We start from the raw sequence: 15,137 nt of genomic DNA, 5'->3' as shown, positions 1-15,137 counted from the left end.
CGCCGCCTAACAGGTATCCAAGATGTTCCAGTCATTTTTCAGTGACGCCGCGGAGTTCTTCCCGGTGCTGATGCAGGGGGTGCTGACGACCATCGCCATTACTGCGGCGGCGCTGGTCATCGCCACGGCGCTCGGCCTGTTCTGGGCTCTGCTGCGGGTCAGCGGCGTTGCGCCGCTATCGCACGCCAGCCGCATCCTCACCAACATCATCCGCGGCGTTCCCATCATCGTCGTGCTGTTCTACATGTACTTCGTGCTGCCCGAAATCGGTATCAGCCTGACCGCCTTCCAGGCCGGCGCGCTGGGCCTGGGCATCGCGTACTCCTCGTACATGTCGGAGGTGTTCCGCTCGGGCATCGACGCGGTCGATCCCGGCCAGTTCGAAGCTGCCCAGTCACTGGGCATGTCGCGCGCCAAGCTGATGCGCCGCGTGGTGCTACCGCAGGCCTTCAAGGTCGCGCTGCCGCCCTACGGCAACAACGTGGTCATGATGCTGAAGGATTCCTCGCAAACAGCGGTCATCACCGTGGTCGAGCTGTCCATGCAGAGCAAGCTAATTGCCTCTTCCACCTTCAAGAGCGCCACCATCTTCACGCTGGTAGCCCTCATGTACCTGGCCATGAGCCTGCCCATGATGTACTTCATCGGCAAACTTGAACGCCGACTGGGGCGCCGCCAATGATCAAGATCGAAAACCTCAGCAAGTCGTTCGGCGCCCACCGCGTGCTGGAAGGCATCGACGCCGAAATCCGGCAAGGCGAAGTGGTCTGCCTGATCGGACCGTCCGGCTCCGGCAAGTCCACGCTCCTGCGCTGCATCAATGGCCTGGAGCGCTACGACGGCGGCCGCATCACGATAGACGGCATCACCGTGGACGCGCGCCGCAAGGACATCCAGAACATCCGCCAGCGCGTGGCCATGGTGTTCCAGCGTTTCAACCTGTTCCCGCACCGCACCGCGTTGGAGAACGTCATTGAAGGCCCGGTGCACGTCAAGGGCGAAAGCGTCGAGTCCGCCACCGCCCGCGGCCGCGAGATTCTGGCGTCGGTCGGCCTGGCCGAGAAGATGAACCACTATCCGCAGCAGCTCTCCGGCGGCCAGCAGCAGCGCGTGGCCATCGCCCGTGCGCTGGCGATGGAACCCGAGGCCATCCTGTTCGACGAGCCGACCTCGGCGCTGGATCCGGAACTCGTGGGCGAGGTGCTGTCCGTGATGCGCACGCTGGCCGAGAAGGGCATGACCATGGTCATCGTCACGCACGAAATGGACTTCGCGCGCAACGTCTCTGACCGCGTTCTGTTCCTGGAAAACGGCCGTATCGCCGAACAGGGCCCCTCGCGCGAAGTGCTGACCAATCCCCGCAACGAACGCATGCGTGATTTCCTCAAACGCGTCACCCACGCCCAGTAGCTCCGGCACCATGAACAACGATCTGTTTTCGCCCGCAGCCACGCTGTGGGCCGCGACCGCGCCTGCGCGCGCCGCCTCGCCGGCGTTGGCCGGTCCGCTGCATGTCGACGCCGCCGTGGTCGGCGGCGGCTTCACCGGCCTGTCGGCCGCCTTGCATCTGGCCGAGGCCGGCTTCAAGGTGGCGCTGTTCGAATCCCATGAAGTGGCCCACCGCGCCTCCGGACGCAACGGCGGCCAGGTGGTGCCGGGCTTCAAGCCCGGCCCTGCCGCGCTGATCCGCCGCTTCGGCGCGGACACGGCCACGCGCATGATGCGCTTTGCCTACGGCAATGCCGATTACCTTTTCGAACTGGCCGAACGCCTGCGCATCGATTGCTCGCCCACCCGCAACGGCTGGATCCAGGGCGCGTTCTCGGCGGCATCGGGCAGCTATCTCAAAAACCGCGCGCGGGAGCTGAACGCCCATGGCGGCGACGTCGAATACCTGGACGCCGACGCGATGCGCGCAGCCACCGGATCCTCGTTCTGGCCCGCGGGCCTGCGCGAAAAGCGCGCGGGCGCGGTGCAGCCGCTGGCCTTCGCGCGCGGACTGGCGCGCGCGGCGCAGGACGCAGGCGCGGCGATGCACGACCACTCGCCGGTGTCCGCCATCGCGCCCACGCCTGACGGCGGCGCGACGCTGAGCGTCAACGGCTTTGCGGTCCAGGCGCGCCACGTCGTCCTGGCGACCGACGCCTACACCGACCGGCTGTGGCCGGCCGTCGCGCAGTCGTACGTCAACGTATCCAGCGCGCAGATCGCCACCGATCCCCTGCCGCAAGCGCTGCAGGAGCAGTTGTTGCCGCTGCGCGCCGGCATCTCCGAGACGCGCAAGATTACCTACTACTGCCGCATCGACCCGGAAGGTCGCTTCGTCATCGGCGGCCGCGGGCACTCGTCCGAGCGCCTGGATCCGTCCACTGGCGAACAGTTGCGCCGCGCCGCAGTCGCGCGCTTCCCGCAGTTGGCGGACGCCGCGTGGCGCCACGGCTGGGCCTGCCGCGTAGGCATGACCATGGACGACCTGCCTCGCGTGCATCGGCTGGCGCCGGGCATCTGGACCGCCTACGGCTACTGCGGACGCGGCGTGGCCATGGGCACGGCGCTGGGCCGCGTGCTGACCGACGCCATCCGCGGCGTGCCGGCAGGTGAACTCGACTTCCCCGTCACGCCCATCGAGCGCATGCCCTTCTACCCGGCGCGGCAATTCGGCGCCACGCTGGCCATCAACTGGTACCGCCTGCGCGACGCGCTGGGCTACCCCGCCTGACCCCCTGCCCTGGCGCTTTCACTTTGCCATGACGACACAAACGCAATTTCCTGCCACGGTGGACGTGGCCATCATCGGCGGCGGCATCATAGGCGTGAGCACGGCGCTCGCGCTGGCGCGCGCAGGCGTGCGCTGCGCGCTGTTCGAGAAAGGCACGCTGGCCTGCGAGCAGTCCTCGCGCAACTGGGGCTGGGTACGCACCTTGGGACGCGACCTGCCCGAAGTGCCGCTGGCGCTGCGCGCCAACCAGCTCTGGCGCGAGATCCAGGCCCAGGTCGAAGTCGGCTACCGCCGCAACGGGCTGGTCTACCTGCAAGAAAACGAGACGGACGCCGCCGAGCACGAAAGCTGGCTGGCCAAGGCGCGCGCCTATGGCGTAGAGGCCGACATGCTGGGCCGCGAAGCAGCCCTGCGCCTGCTGCCCAGTTCCGGACGCGCCTGGACGGGCGCGCTCTACAGCGCCGCCGACGGGGTGGCCGAGCCGCAGATCGCCACCCAGGGCGTCGCGGCGCTGGCGCGCCAGGCCGGCGCGCTGATATACGAAAACTGCGCCGTGCGCGGCGTGGAGACCAGCGCCGGCCGCGCCGACACCGTCATCACCGAACGCGGTACGCTGCGCGCGCAGGCGGTGCTGGTGGCCGCCGGCGGCTGGTCGCGCCTGTTCTGCGGCAATCTGGGCGTGGACTTTCCGCAGTTGAAGGTGCGCGGTTCGGTGTTGCGCACCGAACCTTTCGACGCCGGCGTTTCGCTGGCAATCAACGGCAAGGACTTCACCTGCCGCAAGCGCGCCGACGGCGGCTATACCGTCTCGCAGTTCTCGGCCTCGCTGGCCGAACTGGTGCCGGACAGTTTCCGCCTGATGGGCAAGTTCCTGCGCGCCTGGATCGCCAACAACTCGCTGGTCCGGATCCGCTTCAGCAAGCGCTTCTTCGAAGAACTGGCGACGCCGCGCCGCTTTCCGGCCGACCGCGAAACGCCTTACGAGCGCTGCCGCGTGCTCGATCCCGCGCCTTACAAACGCGGGATCGACCAGGCCTGGGAGCGCCTGCTGCGCGCCTTCCCCGTGTTCCAGCAGGCCCGCATCGCGCAATCCTGGGGCGGCTACATCGACGTGACGCCGGACGCCATGCCTGTCATCGCGCCGGTCGCCGCCGTGCCGGGGCTTTACTTGGCATCCGGCTTCTCCGGACACGGATTCGGCATCGGTCCCGCGGTGGGTGAAACCTTGGCCGCCCTTATCCAGGGGAACGAAACGCCCGTCGACATCAGGGCGTTCCGGCTGGAGCGGTACGCCTGAGGCATGCGCGCTGCCCGGCCTTCCAGGACGGCGCACGCGCCGTTTACCCCCGCAGCGCCGCCGCCAGCCCCCGCACCTCGTCCAGCGCGCCCGCCACGCCCTGCTCCGCCAGCACTTGCGCAAGCCGCGAGCCGACCACCACCAGATCGGCATGCCGCGCGACGAGCCGGGCTTCATCAGGCGAACGCACGCCGAAGCCCGCAGCCACCGGCAGCCTGGTATGCGAGCGCAGCCGGTCCAGATCCTGCGCGATGCGGCGCTCGTCAGGCAAGTCCGCGCCCGTCGTGCCGGCCAGCATGATGTGATAGACAAACCCGCTGGCGTCGCGCAGCAAGCCCGCCAGCCGCGCGTCCTCGGACGTGGGCGCGGACATCCGGATCAGATGCAGGCCATGCGCGCGCGCCGCGCGGCTGATCTCGTCGGCATGTTCGAGCGGCAGGTCAATGAGGATCAGGCCGTCCGCGCCCGCCGCGGCCGCGTCCTCGATGAAGCCTTCAACCCCATGCCGCAGGATGGGATTCAGATAGCCCATCAGCACCAAGGGCGTATGCGCGTCCGCCTCGCGGAAATCGCGCACCAGGGTCAGCGTGCGCTTCAGGGTCTGGCCGCCGGCCAGCGCACGCACGTTGGCCCGCTGCAGCACAGGACCGTCCGCGACCGGATCGCTGAACGGCATGCCGAGTTCGATCACGTCCGCGCCCGCCGCGCGCAAGCCGCGCAGCAGCTCCAGGCATGCGGCAGGATCGGGATCGCCCGCCGCAAAATAGGTCACCAGCCCACTGCGTCCAGATTGGCGCAGCTCCGCCAAGGTTCGATCAAGCCGGGTCATGCCGCCACCTCGCCAAATTGAGTCACCGTGTCCATGTCCTTGTCGCCGCGTCCGCTCAGGCACACGACGAGAATCTCGTGGCGCGCCATCCGCGGCGCCAGCTTGCGCACATAGGCCAGCGCATGCGCGCTTTCCAGCGCGGGCAGGATGCCTTCCTTGCGCGTCAGCCAATGGAAGGCCGACACGGCCTCGGCATCCGTGACCGACACGTAGTCCACGCGCTTGCGGTCATGCAGCAAGGCGTGTTCGGGCCCGACGCCCGGATAGTCGAGGCCGGCCGATATCGAATGCGCGTTGACGATCTGGCCGTCTTCGTCCTGCAGGTAATAGCTGCGGCAGCCGTGCAGCACGCCCTCGTGGCCCGCGCTGATGCTGGCCGCATGCGCCCCGCTGGCCAGGCCCAGCCCGCCGGCTTCGACGCCGTACAGACGCACGTCTGCCAGTTCCAGAAAGGGGTAGAAAAACCCCATCGCGTTGGAGCCTCCGCCTACGCAGGCCACCATGGCGTCGGGCACGCGGCCGGTCTTGGCCGCGATCTGCTGGCGCGTCTCCTCCCCGATCACCTTCTGAAACTCGCGCACCAGCCAGGGATAAGGATGCGGTCCGGCGCCGGTGCCCAGCAGGTAGTACGTGTCGGCGGGATGGGCGATCCAGTCGCGCAAGGCCTCGTTCATCGCGTCCTTCAGGGTGGCGGTGCCGGCGTGCACCGCGCGCACCTCGGCGCCCAGCATCCGCATGCGGCGCACGTTGACGGACTGGCGCTCCATGTCTTCGGCGCCCATGTAAACCACGCACTGCAGGCCGAACAGGGCGCAGACGGTGGCAGTCGCCACGCCATGCTGGCCCGCGCCGGTTTCGGCAATGATGCGGCGCTTGCCCATGCGGCGCGCCAGCAGGATCTACCCCAGGCAGTTGTTGATCTTGTGCGCGCCGGTGTGGTTGAGGTCTTCGCGCTTGAGGTAGACCTGCGCGCCGCCCAGCTCCCCGGAAACGCCGCGCGCCAGGAACAGCGGGCTCGGCCGGCCCACATAGTCGGCCAGCAGGCCGCGGTAGGTCTGCCAGAAGTCCTCGTCCGCCAGCGCCGCCTTGAACTGGCGTTCAAGTTCGTCCAGGGCGGGGACCAGCGTTTCGGGCATGTAGCGGCCGCCGTAGGGGCCGAATTGGCCTCGGCTGTCGGGCGCGGCCGGATGGATGGCGAGTGGCATGGATAGGTTTTCCGTGACGGGATGAGTAGGATTTTCCTTATGCTATCGTCACAAAATACTTATTTGAATCAATGATTTATTTCCCATATATGTAAGCTCAGCTAACAATCATGAGACGTCTGCCATCCCTCAATGCCCTGCGATTCTTCGACAGCGCGGCCCGCCAGGCGAGTTTCACGCTGGCCGCCAAGGAACTCTGCGTGACCCATAGCGCAGTCAGCCAGCAGATCCGGCAACTGGAAGAATGGCTGGGCTGCGCCTTGTTCGAGCGGCGCGCGGGGCGCGTCCACCTGACCGCGGCGGGCCTGGACCTGCAGCGCGCGGCGCATGACGCCTTCGACCTGCTGGAGCGCCGCTGCGACGAACTCAGGCGCGGCACGCAGCCGGCCGAATTGGCGGTGGGTGCGCCCGCCAGCTTTCTTTCCAACTGGTTGATCCCGCGGCTTGAACAATTCGAAGCCCTGCATCCGGACATCCGCATCAGGCTGCAGACAGCCGCAGATGCCGCCCTGTTGAACACGCAGCGCGTGGATGCGCTGATCCTGGCCGGGCGCGCCTGGCCGCAAGAATGGGGCGTCACCCCGCTCTTCGCCGAAACCATAGGCCCGGTCTGCACCCCGACCCTGGCCGCGCATATCCGCGATGCGGCCGACGTGCTGGATACGCCGCTGCTGCACACCAGTTCGCGGCCCGACGCCTGGAAGGATTGGGCGGCGCGCCAAGGCATCGCGCTGACGCCACGGCAAGCGGGGCGCGAGTTCGACCATCTGGGCCACATGCTGGAGGCCGCCGCGGCCGGGTTGGGCGTGGCCATCGCGCCGGCGGTGCTGGTGGAGGCCGAACTGCACCGAGGCAGGCTGGCCGCGCCGCTGGGCTTCATCGAAAGCGGCGCGGCCTTCAGCCTGTGCCTGCGCAAGGATGCGGTCCGCGCCGACGCCGCGCATGAACGCCTGCGCGACTGGCTGCTGGCCAGCGCCGGCGCGAACTGACGCCCTCCACGCTGCGCGCGCAAACCGGTTACCCTTGCGCGCCGAACCACACTGCCGCAACGTATCCATGAAAAAGCTCTGCGCGATGTTGGGCCTGCTGGTCCCCACGCTGGCCAGCGCCGCCTACAGTCTTTCCGCCACCGAGGCGGCCGTGCTGGAAGCCGTGCTGCGCGACGAGCTCGACACCTACCTGCAAGGCGGCAACAGCCTTATCGGCGCAAGGCTCGGCCTGCCCGCCGCGACCGCCGAAACCGTGTCCCGGGCTTATGCCAACGGCCCGACTGCGCGCTTTCCTGCGTCGCTGGATGTGACCATGCTGATCGCCGGCCCGGTCGATGCCGGCAAGCGCACGAACGGACGGATAGTGTCGTTCGCCACCTCGGGATCGCCGACTGTCCGGGCCCAGTTGCCGGCGGGCCTCCTGCCCGCTCCACGCCTGGCCTTGGCATGCAGCCGCATGGAATTGATCGACGAGTCACCCACCTTCATGGACTGCCGCGACGGCGCGCTTGCCGGCAAAGAGGAGACTGCCCGCCTCAAGCGCGACCTGGACGACTTCTACCTGGGCAAGCCGACCGCCGTCCAGGTGTCCCAGCTGGCCGTCAACATATCGGTGTACGCCAGCCTGCTGGCGCCCGGCCACGGCTGCCCGAAGGACATCGAAACATGCCGCCAGGCCATCCAGGCCGTCGACGGCGCAAGCCAAAGCAAGCAACTGCCGGCAATCGTGCGGCGCTTCCAGCAGGCGGGGCTGGATCTCAGCCCGTACCAGGGCGATAAGGCCATGGCCGCGCCCAACCGCTAGCGCGGGCGGACCGGCCGCGCCATGCCGGAATGAGGGCCACGGGGCCGTCTGTACCGCCCCCATTTACCGCCATCCCGCACCGCTATACTGGTCCCACCTCAATACCCCTTACGCGCCGCGCCTTTTCTGCTGCGCCCCGTTATGCACGTCTTGTTGGCCATGCTGCGCCCCATTGGCCGGGCGCTACTCTGTACCGTCGCCACTCTGCTCTCCGCCCAAGCGTTCGCCGCTCCGCCGACGCTGGCGCAATGCCATGGCATCAAGGACATGGCTTTCGTCGCCCACCTGGACGACGACCTGCTGTTCATGAACCCGGACATCGCCTCTAACATCCAGGCAGGCGGCTGCGTGCGGCTGGTCTACCTGACCGCAAGCGATGCCGGCGAAGGCGATACCTACATGCTGGGACGCGAGCGCGGCGTGCGCTCCGCCTATGCCTATATGGCGCATCAACCGGACGAATGGAAGGAAGACGCCGGCATCGCGGGCGGACGGCACATCGCGCGCTTTACCCTCAAGGGCAATCCGCGCGTGCAGCTTTGGCACATGCGCCTGAAGGATCCCTGGCTGGGCAAGGGCTGGGGCAGCCTGACGCCGCTGAGCCGCACTGAATCCGTACCCGGCCAGAACGTCGACACGCTCGGCCCCTATGCCGAGTCCTACACGCGCGAACAGTTGATCGACACCCTGGCCGACCTGATCCGCCAGTACGCGCCGACCACGGTACGCCATCTCGACGATACGATCGCCGTGCCTTACACGCAGCTGTGCTGGCGCTGCGCCGGCCATGGCCATCCCGACCATATCGCCAGCGCGCGGCTGGCGCGCGAAGCCATGCTGCGCGCGCCCGGCAACTACGCCGAGATGGGCTACGTCGATTACCCCAGCCAGGAACGCGCCACCAACCTGACTCAGGCCGAAATCGCCAGCAAGTCGCTGACCTTCCAGCACTACGCCTGGAACGACTACCACTATTGCGCCGGCCCCACCGGCTGCAAGGAGCCCGCCGGCCCCGCGGCCGCCTGGGTGCAGCGCGCCTATTACGTGTCGCGCCAGGACATCGCGCCGCAGCTTTACCCGGACGGGCGCGGCGGCCTGGTGGTGTTCGCTGCCGGCGAAACCAATGGCGCCGTCAACCGCTGGGACGCGGACCAGCGGCGTTGGCAAAGCCTGGGCGGGCGCACCAACGGCCCGCTGGTGTCGTACACCCATACCGACGGCACGGCCGGCCTGATGGCGCGCGACCCGCTGGGCGGCGTGTGGGCCAACAAACAGCGCCACGACGGCACCTGGCAAGGCTGGCAGGCCTTGGGCGGCCTGCGCGTGACCCAGATCCCGGCGGTTGCGCCGCGCGGCGAAGCCGCCGCCGTGGCGCTGGGCTACGACGGCCTGCTGCACTGGATCACGCCCTCCGGCGTCGACGGCAGCTGGGGCGCCTGGCAGGACCTGCCGCCGCTGGAGGGCGTGACCGGCGCCCCCGCTGCGGCGCTGGGCGGCGACGGACGCTACATCATCTTCGCGCTCACCGGGACCGGCGAGCTCCACTACACCCGCCAACTGCCGGCCGCCAAAGGCCAGCTCCCCGAATGGCAGGACTGGCGCCGCGTGCCCGCGCCCCAGGCCGCCGGCGGCCTGGCAGCGATCCGCAATCACCAGGACCGCGTCGAACTCTATTTCCGCCAGCGCGGCAACAACCATCTGACCCGCCTGATGGAGACCGGCGACACCACCGATCTCGACATGGAATGGAGCGCGCCGACCGACATGGGCGTGCCCTATATCGGCCGCCCGGCCATTAGCGCCGACGCCGGCGGCAACGTCATGATTGCCGTGCTGGAACGCGCCGGCGGACAACTGTGGCTGGTGGAACACGGCAGGCCGTCCAAGCTCGACGCCCAGGCCGCCTCGCCGCCTGCGCTCAATCTGGTCAATGGCACGCTCTACATCGTCGCCCGCGCCACCGGCGCCCCGCAGCGCTACGAGGTGCTGTCGCGCCACGATGGCAACTGGACCCGCGGCGTGACCCTGGAGGGTGTGCCATCGGCCGGCGGCGGCCCCTTCGAAACCGTGGCCGCGCGCCCCATCGACCTGCCCAAGCTCGGCGCCAACGACGCCAACAAGGCGGCGGTGGTGCGCCCCTCTGCAGAGGATCCCGGCACGCTCAGCGTGGGCCGCATGCCGACGCAGGCCTCCCAGGCGGCGACGCCGACCACGGTGCGATGATGATTTCAGATCTTGTCATCCCTCGTTACCAGAGGGAAAATCCAGCCTAGCCGCGGGGCCCGGCCCGCGAGCGCGCCAAGCGCCATGTCGCCGCAGGGGGGAACCGCAAGTGAAGGATGCAGTCCAGTACCAGACTCACCCCGCCACCCTGCTTGAACCCGATCCCTCGTCGGACTGGCTCTACCACTGCGCGATGAGCCTGCTCAAGCTCCCCGCCGACGACGCGATCTCCGAACAGCTGGCCTACATGGGCGAGACCTCGGACGTGGACCGGTCATGGATGATCGAGTACCGCCCGGACATGCTGCGCCTGCGCAATACCCATGAATGGTGCCGCGGAAAGACCGAACCCTTCGTCGCCGAACTCCAGGACGTGCCGACCACGCTGATCGCCTGGCTGCACAAATTCATGGTCAAAGGCCAGGCGGTCGCCATCCACGACGTCAACGACCTGCCCCGCACCGCGCGCGCCATCCAGGTCGAATTCCAGCGCCAGGGCAACAAGAGCGTGCTGAGCGTGCCGGTTTTCCATGACGGGAAGCTCTACGGCATCATCGGCTTCGACACCACTGTGCGGCACCGGGCCTGGTCCGCCGCCGAAGTCCGCGCCCTCTACCAATGCGCCAACCTGATAGGCCAGGCCAAATACGGCAACAGCCGCGAGCGCGGCCGCGCGCCGCGCTACGACAGCGCCACATCGGTGATCTATCTCAGCATGCGCGGCGTGGTCCGCGGCGTGCAGCCTGAAACCATCGTAGGCGTGCGCTCGGCGGGCAACTACAGCGAAATCTGGCTGGAAGACGGGTCGATGGTGCTGGACTCGCGCGCGCTGGGCATATGGTCGACCCTGCTGCCGGAACAGACCTTCTTCCGGGTGCACCGCACCGCCATTGCGAACGCGTTGCATGTCATGGACGTGGACCGCCGCAGCGTGGACAAGTGGCTGATCCGGATGCGGGCCGTGGACGAGACCTGGCCGGTGTCGCGCTCCTACCGCAAGCCGCTGCGCGAACGCATGGGCATCTGAACCCGGCGCACCTCTGAAATATGCAGTTCGTCATGCCGGCATGTTGTTTCGTCCTGCCGCAAGTGGCCGCGCAACGAGTTTTTGGGATCATCGCAGGCGAAGGAACATCCGTTCCCAAAGTCCCGCAGAGAGAACCGCATGCTGACGTCCCGCATACTGCCGCGCATCACCTCCCTAGCCTTGAGCGCCGCCTGCGCACTGGGCGCCAGCCAGGTCCGCGCGGCCGACCTGGCGCTGCAGGATGCCGTCTCCATGGCCGGCATGCAGCTGTACCTGAACTCGGGTGCGCCAGGAATGATCATCGCGGCCGTGCGCGGCGACGAGGTCGTGATTCAGGGCTATGGCGAAACCGCGCCCGGCAGCGGCGTGGAGCCGGATGGCCGCTCCATTTTCAGGATCGCTTCAGTATCCAAGGTGTTCGCTGGCGACGTGTTGGCGGCGTTGGCAGCCAAGGACAAGCTCAAGCTGACGGATCCGCTGGCCAAATATGCGCCAGAAAACGCCAAGGTCGAAACCAACGGCCGCCCGCTGACGCTGCTGGACCTGGCCACGCATTCGGCCGGCCTGCCGCGTGAACTGCCCAATCCTGACGCCAAGCCCTCCGACAATCCGTTCGCCGCGTTCGACCGCGCCTATTACTGGAAATGGATCGGCAGCCACAAGCCGGCCTATGTGCCCGGCACCACCACGCTGTACTCCAACCTGGGCTTCGGCCTGCTGGGCGATGCGCTGGCCAAGGCCGGCGGCGCGGACTATTCGACCGTGCTGGCCAACGAGGTGCTGAAGCCAGCCGGCATGACCGACACCACCAATGCGCTTGACGAAGCGCAGAAAAAGCGCCTGATGACCGGGCTGGATCCCTTCGACAAGCCCGATCCCAATGCCCCGGTGCCGGACGTGATGTACGCCAGCGCCGGCATCTACTCCACCGCCGACGACATGGCGCGCTGGATGCGCTGGCACCTGGACGGCGCCAAACAATCGAAGCAGGCGTCGTTGCTGGCGCACACGATGTGGCTGCCCTATGACGGACTGAAGTCCGTCGTAGGCACGGAAGTCACCGACGCCGACGGCATGGGCCTGGGCTGGGTCGTGACCCTGCCGCGCAATGGCGCGCCCTTGCTGCTGGGCAAGAGCGGCGGCCTGGGCGGCTTCATGTCGTATGCCGTGCTGTCGCCCAACCGCGGGCTGGGCGTGTTCGTCGTCGCCAGCCGCGTGAATTTCGCCATGTTCAACAATATCCATTCCCAGGTGCGTGAACTGGCGGCCGAGCTGGCGCGGTGAACGGACCCTGCCGGCCGCTGCGCCAGGCCGCAGCGGCCGCGCTGCTGGCCGTGGTCGCACAAGGCGCGTGCGCGCAGGAAGCTCGGGACATCTTCAAGACGGAGATCTTCCTCACGCCCTACAGCGAGCTGGGCGAGGGCGGCGAAACCTATCCGCAGCTGAATGGCCGCTTCCTGCTGATGACCGGCTACACCGGCTTCTTCGGCGTGCAGGACGACAACGGCCAGCTTCCCCGATCGCACTGGAGCAGCGTGCAGCCCACGGCGGAGGCGGCCCTGGTGCTGCAGCTGACGCGGCAGTTTTCGATCCGCACCAAGGCGACCTTCAACTCGTCCACCAACGACACCAAGGACAATGCGTTTTCCGACCTGGGCGTGGACCTGGACAACCTGTTCGCCGCCTATACGGCGGACAACTACGCGCTGTACGGCGGCAAGATGGACCTGGGCTTTGGCGACGCCTGGCACGTGGTCGACGGCTTGTACACGGGTTTCAACGAGAACTCGGAGTTCCGCGGCTCGATCGGGGTGGGCGGACGCTACACCCTGGATACCGCGGACCGCGGAACGCACTCCGTGGCCGCCATGCTGTTCAAGCGCGACAACACCGCGATGAACCGACGCTTCAGCCTGGACGGCGGCCTCATCGGGCCCGATCAGCCGCCGCTCTTCAGCGACCAATTGAAGTCCTTCATCCTCTCCTACGATTTCCGCGATCTGCCCGGACTGGAAGGATGGTCGGGCGGGGTGGACGCGGGCCGGCTGCATCTGGATCCGGATCAAGGAAAAAGCGCCAACACGGTATCGGCCCGCTTGCGCTACGACGCGCCGCTGGCCAACTCGTGGAACCTGAGCTGGTTCAACGAAGCCACCTATTCCAGCGCCTTTCGCGGCGCCCCCGTGTCCAACGGCAACGGCGTGACCTCGGTCTCGTTGTCGCGCGACCGCTGGCAGCTGACCGCGACAGCAGCCGTGCGCAAGCTTTCCGGCAGCGGCCAGAAGCTGGCGCAGTACGGCCTGCTGGACGATACGGATTGGGGCATTTCAGGCGCGGTTACCTACGTCACGCCCATGGGCTTCATCGTGCAGGCCGGGCTCACGCATCAGCGCGACCAGGCCCTGCGCATCAACCAGGGCGTTTTCCGCATCGCTTACCAAGCAGGATTCTGAGGCCATCATGAACCGCAAACACACGCTCGTCATCGGAGTCATCCTTCTTGCGCTGGGCAGCGCCACCGCAGCCTGGTCGCAGTCCGTGCCCATCGCCAGCGCGCCGAATCCGCCCGCGGACGCCGTCGCCATCCCTGCAGGCAGCAAGGAACGCGCGCTGCGGGAACTGCCGCAAATCATCGCGGACATCATGCAGCGCAGCCAGGTTCCGGGCATGGCCGTGGCCGTGGTCATCGACGGCAAGACCGTGCTGGCGCAGGGCTACGGCACGCGCGAGGCCGGCAAACAGGCGCCGGTGGATGCGCAGACCGTGTTCCAGATCGCATCGATCTCCAAGTCGCTGTCGGCTACGGTGGCTGCCATTGAAGTGTCCAAGGGCCGCGCCGCCTGGGACGATCCGGTCTCGCGCTACCTGCCGGACTTCAAGCTGAGCAATGCCTATGTGTCCGACTACGCCACGATCGGCGATTTCTTCGCGCACCGTTCCGGTCTGCCGGGCACGGCGGGCGACGATCTCGAAGACCTGGGCTTCAGCCGCGGCGACGTGATCGCCCGCCTGCGCCTGCTGCCGCTGGACGCCTTCCGCACGTCCTACCACTATGCCAACTTCAGCACCACCATCGGCGCGGAAGCCGTGGCCAAGGCCGCCGGACGCCCTTGGGAGCAGTTGGCCGACGAACAGCTTTTCAAACCGTTGGGCATGAAGTCGACCAGCTACCGCTACGGCGACTTCGAAGCTCACGGCAATCGCGCCGTGCTGCACGCCTACCAGAACGGCCGTTTCGTTCCCACGGGCCAGCGCAACGCCGACCAACAGGCTCCCGCGGGCGGCGTGTCCTCCACCGTCGTCGACCTCGCGGAGTGGCTGAAGCTGCTGCTTGCCGACGGGCAATATCAAGGCAAGCCCATGATCGCTCCCGGCGCGCTGTTGCCCGCGCTCTCCCCCCAGGCATTCAGCGCCTGCGCGCATGACCTGGACTCGCGCTCCGGCTTCTATGGTTATGGTTTCAACGTCAACACGGAACTGGGCGGACGTCCTTCGATGGGACATTCCGGCGCCTTCCTGATGGGAACGGGAACAACCTTCCGCATCGTCCCTTCCGCCGGCATCGGCATCGTGGTGCTGACCAATGGCGCGCCAGTGGGCGCGGCCGAATCCGTCGCGGCATCGTTCACAGACACTGCGTTGTACGGCAAGCCCACGCGCGACTGGTTCGCGGCGTACAACGGCGCCATGAAGGCGTTCTTCGAACCCCAGGCCGATCTGTCCGGACAGGCCGATCCCGCCAAGCCGGCGGCGTCGAAAGCGCTGTCGCAATACACCGGCAGGTTCGACAATCCCTACTACGGCCCGGCCGAGATCCAGGAGGCCAACGGCGCGCTGACCCTGGTGCTGGGGCCCAAGGGCATGCGCTTCCCCTTGCGGCACTGGGACGGCGATACCTACGCCTTCTCGCCCGCGGGCGAAGCCGAACTGGTCGCCTCGCTGGCGTCCATCGTCTTCAAGATGGACCAGGGGCGGGCCCAGGGCTTCGACATCAAGTTCTACGACGACAACGGCCTGGGCCGCTGGGTCCGCAAGTAGCCTTC

12 protein-coding genes and 1 pseudogene are annotated in these 15,137 nt (G+C 67.6%); 11 read left to right on the top strand and 2 right to left on the bottom strand.

Translation table 11 applies throughout. The annotated features are described in order from the left end of the window. Positions 1-22 precede the first annotated feature (22 nt). From IB268_RS05985 to IB268_RS05970, 4 genes are read left to right on the top strand one after another with little or no spacing between them, the layout of a single operon-like run. Positions 23-682 carry an amino acid ABC transporter permease gene (locus IB268_RS05985; RefSeq protein WP_054451769.1) on the top strand — a complete coding sequence of 220 codons (660 nt, stop codon included), beginning with the start codon at positions 23-25 and terminating at the stop codon, positions 680-682. Then, positions 679-1,410 carry an amino acid ABC transporter ATP-binding protein gene (locus tag IB268_RS05980; protein WP_175160240.1) on the top strand — a complete coding sequence of 244 codons (732 nt, stop codon included), beginning with the start codon at positions 679-681 and terminating at the stop codon, positions 1,408-1,410. The genes IB268_RS05985 and IB268_RS05980 overlap by 4 nt, the downstream gene beginning before the upstream one ends. Positions 1,411-1,420: 10 nt before the next feature. Then, a complete protein-coding gene (locus IB268_RS05975) occupies positions 1,421-2,719 on the top strand; it encodes an FAD-binding oxidoreductase (RefSeq protein WP_192353969.1) in 1,299 nt (432 codons plus the stop codon). 28 nt (positions 2,720-2,747) lie between these two features. Then, positions 2,748-4,016 (top strand): FAD-binding oxidoreductase, encoded by a 1,269-nt coding sequence (locus IB268_RS05970; RefSeq protein ID WP_054451776.1) that lies wholly within the window; start codon positions 2,748-2,750, stop codon positions 4,014-4,016. 43 nt (positions 4,017-4,059) lie between these two features. Here IB268_RS05970 and trpA read toward each other — a convergent pair whose 3' ends face one another. Together trpA and trpB are read right to left on the bottom strand one after the other, a co-directional pair. Continuing rightward, positions 4,060-4,845, bottom strand: coding sequence for a tryptophan synthase subunit alpha (gene trpA / locus IB268_RS05965; RefSeq protein ID WP_175212530.1), 786 nt, complete (start codon positions 4,843-4,845; stop codon positions 4,060-4,062). Then, positions 4,842-6,050: pseudogene (trpB, locus tag IB268_RS05960) on the bottom strand (tryptophan synthase subunit beta). Before trpB ends, trpA begins: the two are co-directional and overlap by 4 nt. Positions 6,051-6,160: 110 nt before the next feature. Between trpB and IB268_RS05955 the strand changes: the two are divergent. The 7 genes from IB268_RS05955 (at position 6,161) to IB268_RS05925 (ending at position 15,132) form a co-directional block, all read left to right on the top strand. Next, positions 6,161-7,039, top strand: coding sequence for a LysR substrate-binding domain-containing protein (locus tag IB268_RS05955; protein WP_119450118.1), 879 nt, complete (start codon positions 6,161-6,163; stop codon positions 7,037-7,039). Between the two features lie 67 nt (positions 7,040-7,106). After that, on the top strand, positions 7,107-7,844 hold the full coding sequence (locus IB268_RS05950) for a hypothetical protein (RefSeq protein ID WP_192353968.1): 738 nt from the start codon (positions 7,107-7,109) through the stop codon (positions 7,842-7,844). A gap of 141 nt (positions 7,845-7,985) precedes the next feature. After that, entirely contained in the window at positions 7,986-10,067 is a 2,082-nt protein-coding gene (locus IB268_RS05945; protein ID WP_192352707.1) for a PIG-L family deacetylase, read from the top strand. 109 nt (positions 10,068-10,176) lie between these two features. After that, a complete protein-coding gene (locus tag IB268_RS05940; RefSeq protein ID WP_233564540.1) occupies positions 10,177-11,094 on the top strand; it encodes a GAF domain-containing DNA-binding protein in 918 nt (305 codons plus the stop codon). A gap of 138 nt (positions 11,095-11,232) precedes the next feature. Further along, entirely contained in the window at positions 11,233-12,378 is a 1,146-nt protein-coding gene (gene ampH / locus IB268_RS05935; RefSeq protein ID WP_175180685.1) for a D-alanyl-D-alanine-carboxypeptidase/endopeptidase AmpH, read from the top strand. Further along, positions 12,375-13,547, top strand: a complete 1,173-nt coding sequence (locus IB268_RS05930; protein WP_254593276.1) for a hypothetical protein — start codon at positions 12,375-12,377, stop codon at positions 13,545-13,547. Before ampH ends, IB268_RS05930 begins: the two co-directional genes overlap by 4 nt. Before the next feature lie 7 nt (positions 13,548-13,554). Continuing rightward, positions 13,555-15,132 (top strand): serine hydrolase, encoded by a 1,578-nt coding sequence (locus tag IB268_RS05925; RefSeq protein WP_192353967.1) that lies wholly within the window; start codon positions 13,555-13,557, stop codon positions 15,130-15,132. The last annotated feature ends 5 nt before the right edge of the window (positions 15,133-15,137 follow it).

This window comes from Achromobacter sp. ACM01 (genome assembly GCF_014851745.1).
GTDB classification, from domain to species: Bacteria; Pseudomonadota; Gammaproteobacteria; order Burkholderiales; family Burkholderiaceae_B; genus Achromobacter; species Achromobacter aegrifaciens.
This window is presented reverse-complemented; position numbering and strand designations above follow the sequence as displayed.

Excerpts from the sequence above, each read along its gene's own strand:
- IB268_RS05985 (WP_054451769.1), top strand. The coding sequence starts at position 23 with ATGTTCCAGTCATTTTTCAGTGACGCCGCGGAGTTCTTCCCGGTGCTG.
- IB268_RS05980 (WP_175160240.1), top strand. The coding sequence starts at position 679 with ATGATCAAGATCGAAAACCTCAGCAAGTCGTTCGGCGCCCACCGCGTG.
- IB268_RS05975 (WP_192353969.1), top strand. The coding sequence starts at position 1,421 with ATGAACAACGATCTGTTTTCGCCCGCAGCCACGCTGTGGGCCGCGACC.
- IB268_RS05970 (WP_054451776.1), top strand. The coding sequence starts at position 2,748 with ATGACGACACAAACGCAATTTCCTGCCACGGTGGACGTGGCCATCATC.
- trpA (WP_175212530.1), bottom strand. The coding sequence starts at position 4,845 with ATGACCCGGCTTGATCGAACCTTGGCGGAGCTGCGCCAATCTGGACGC.
- IB268_RS05955 (WP_119450118.1), top strand. The coding sequence starts at position 6,161 with ATGAGACGTCTGCCATCCCTCAATGCCCTGCGATTCTTCGACAGCGCG.
- IB268_RS05950 (WP_192353968.1), top strand. The coding sequence starts at position 7,107 with ATGAAAAAGCTCTGCGCGATGTTGGGCCTGCTGGTCCCCACGCTGGCC.
- IB268_RS05945 (WP_192352707.1), top strand. The coding sequence starts at position 7,986 with ATGCACGTCTTGTTGGCCATGCTGCGCCCCATTGGCCGGGCGCTACTC.
- ampH (WP_175180685.1), top strand. The coding sequence starts at position 11,233 with ATGCTGACGTCCCGCATACTGCCGCGCATCACCTCCCTAGCCTTGAGC.
- IB268_RS05925 (WP_192353967.1), top strand. The coding sequence starts at position 13,555 with ATGAACCGCAAACACACGCTCGTCATCGGAGTCATCCTTCTTGCGCTG.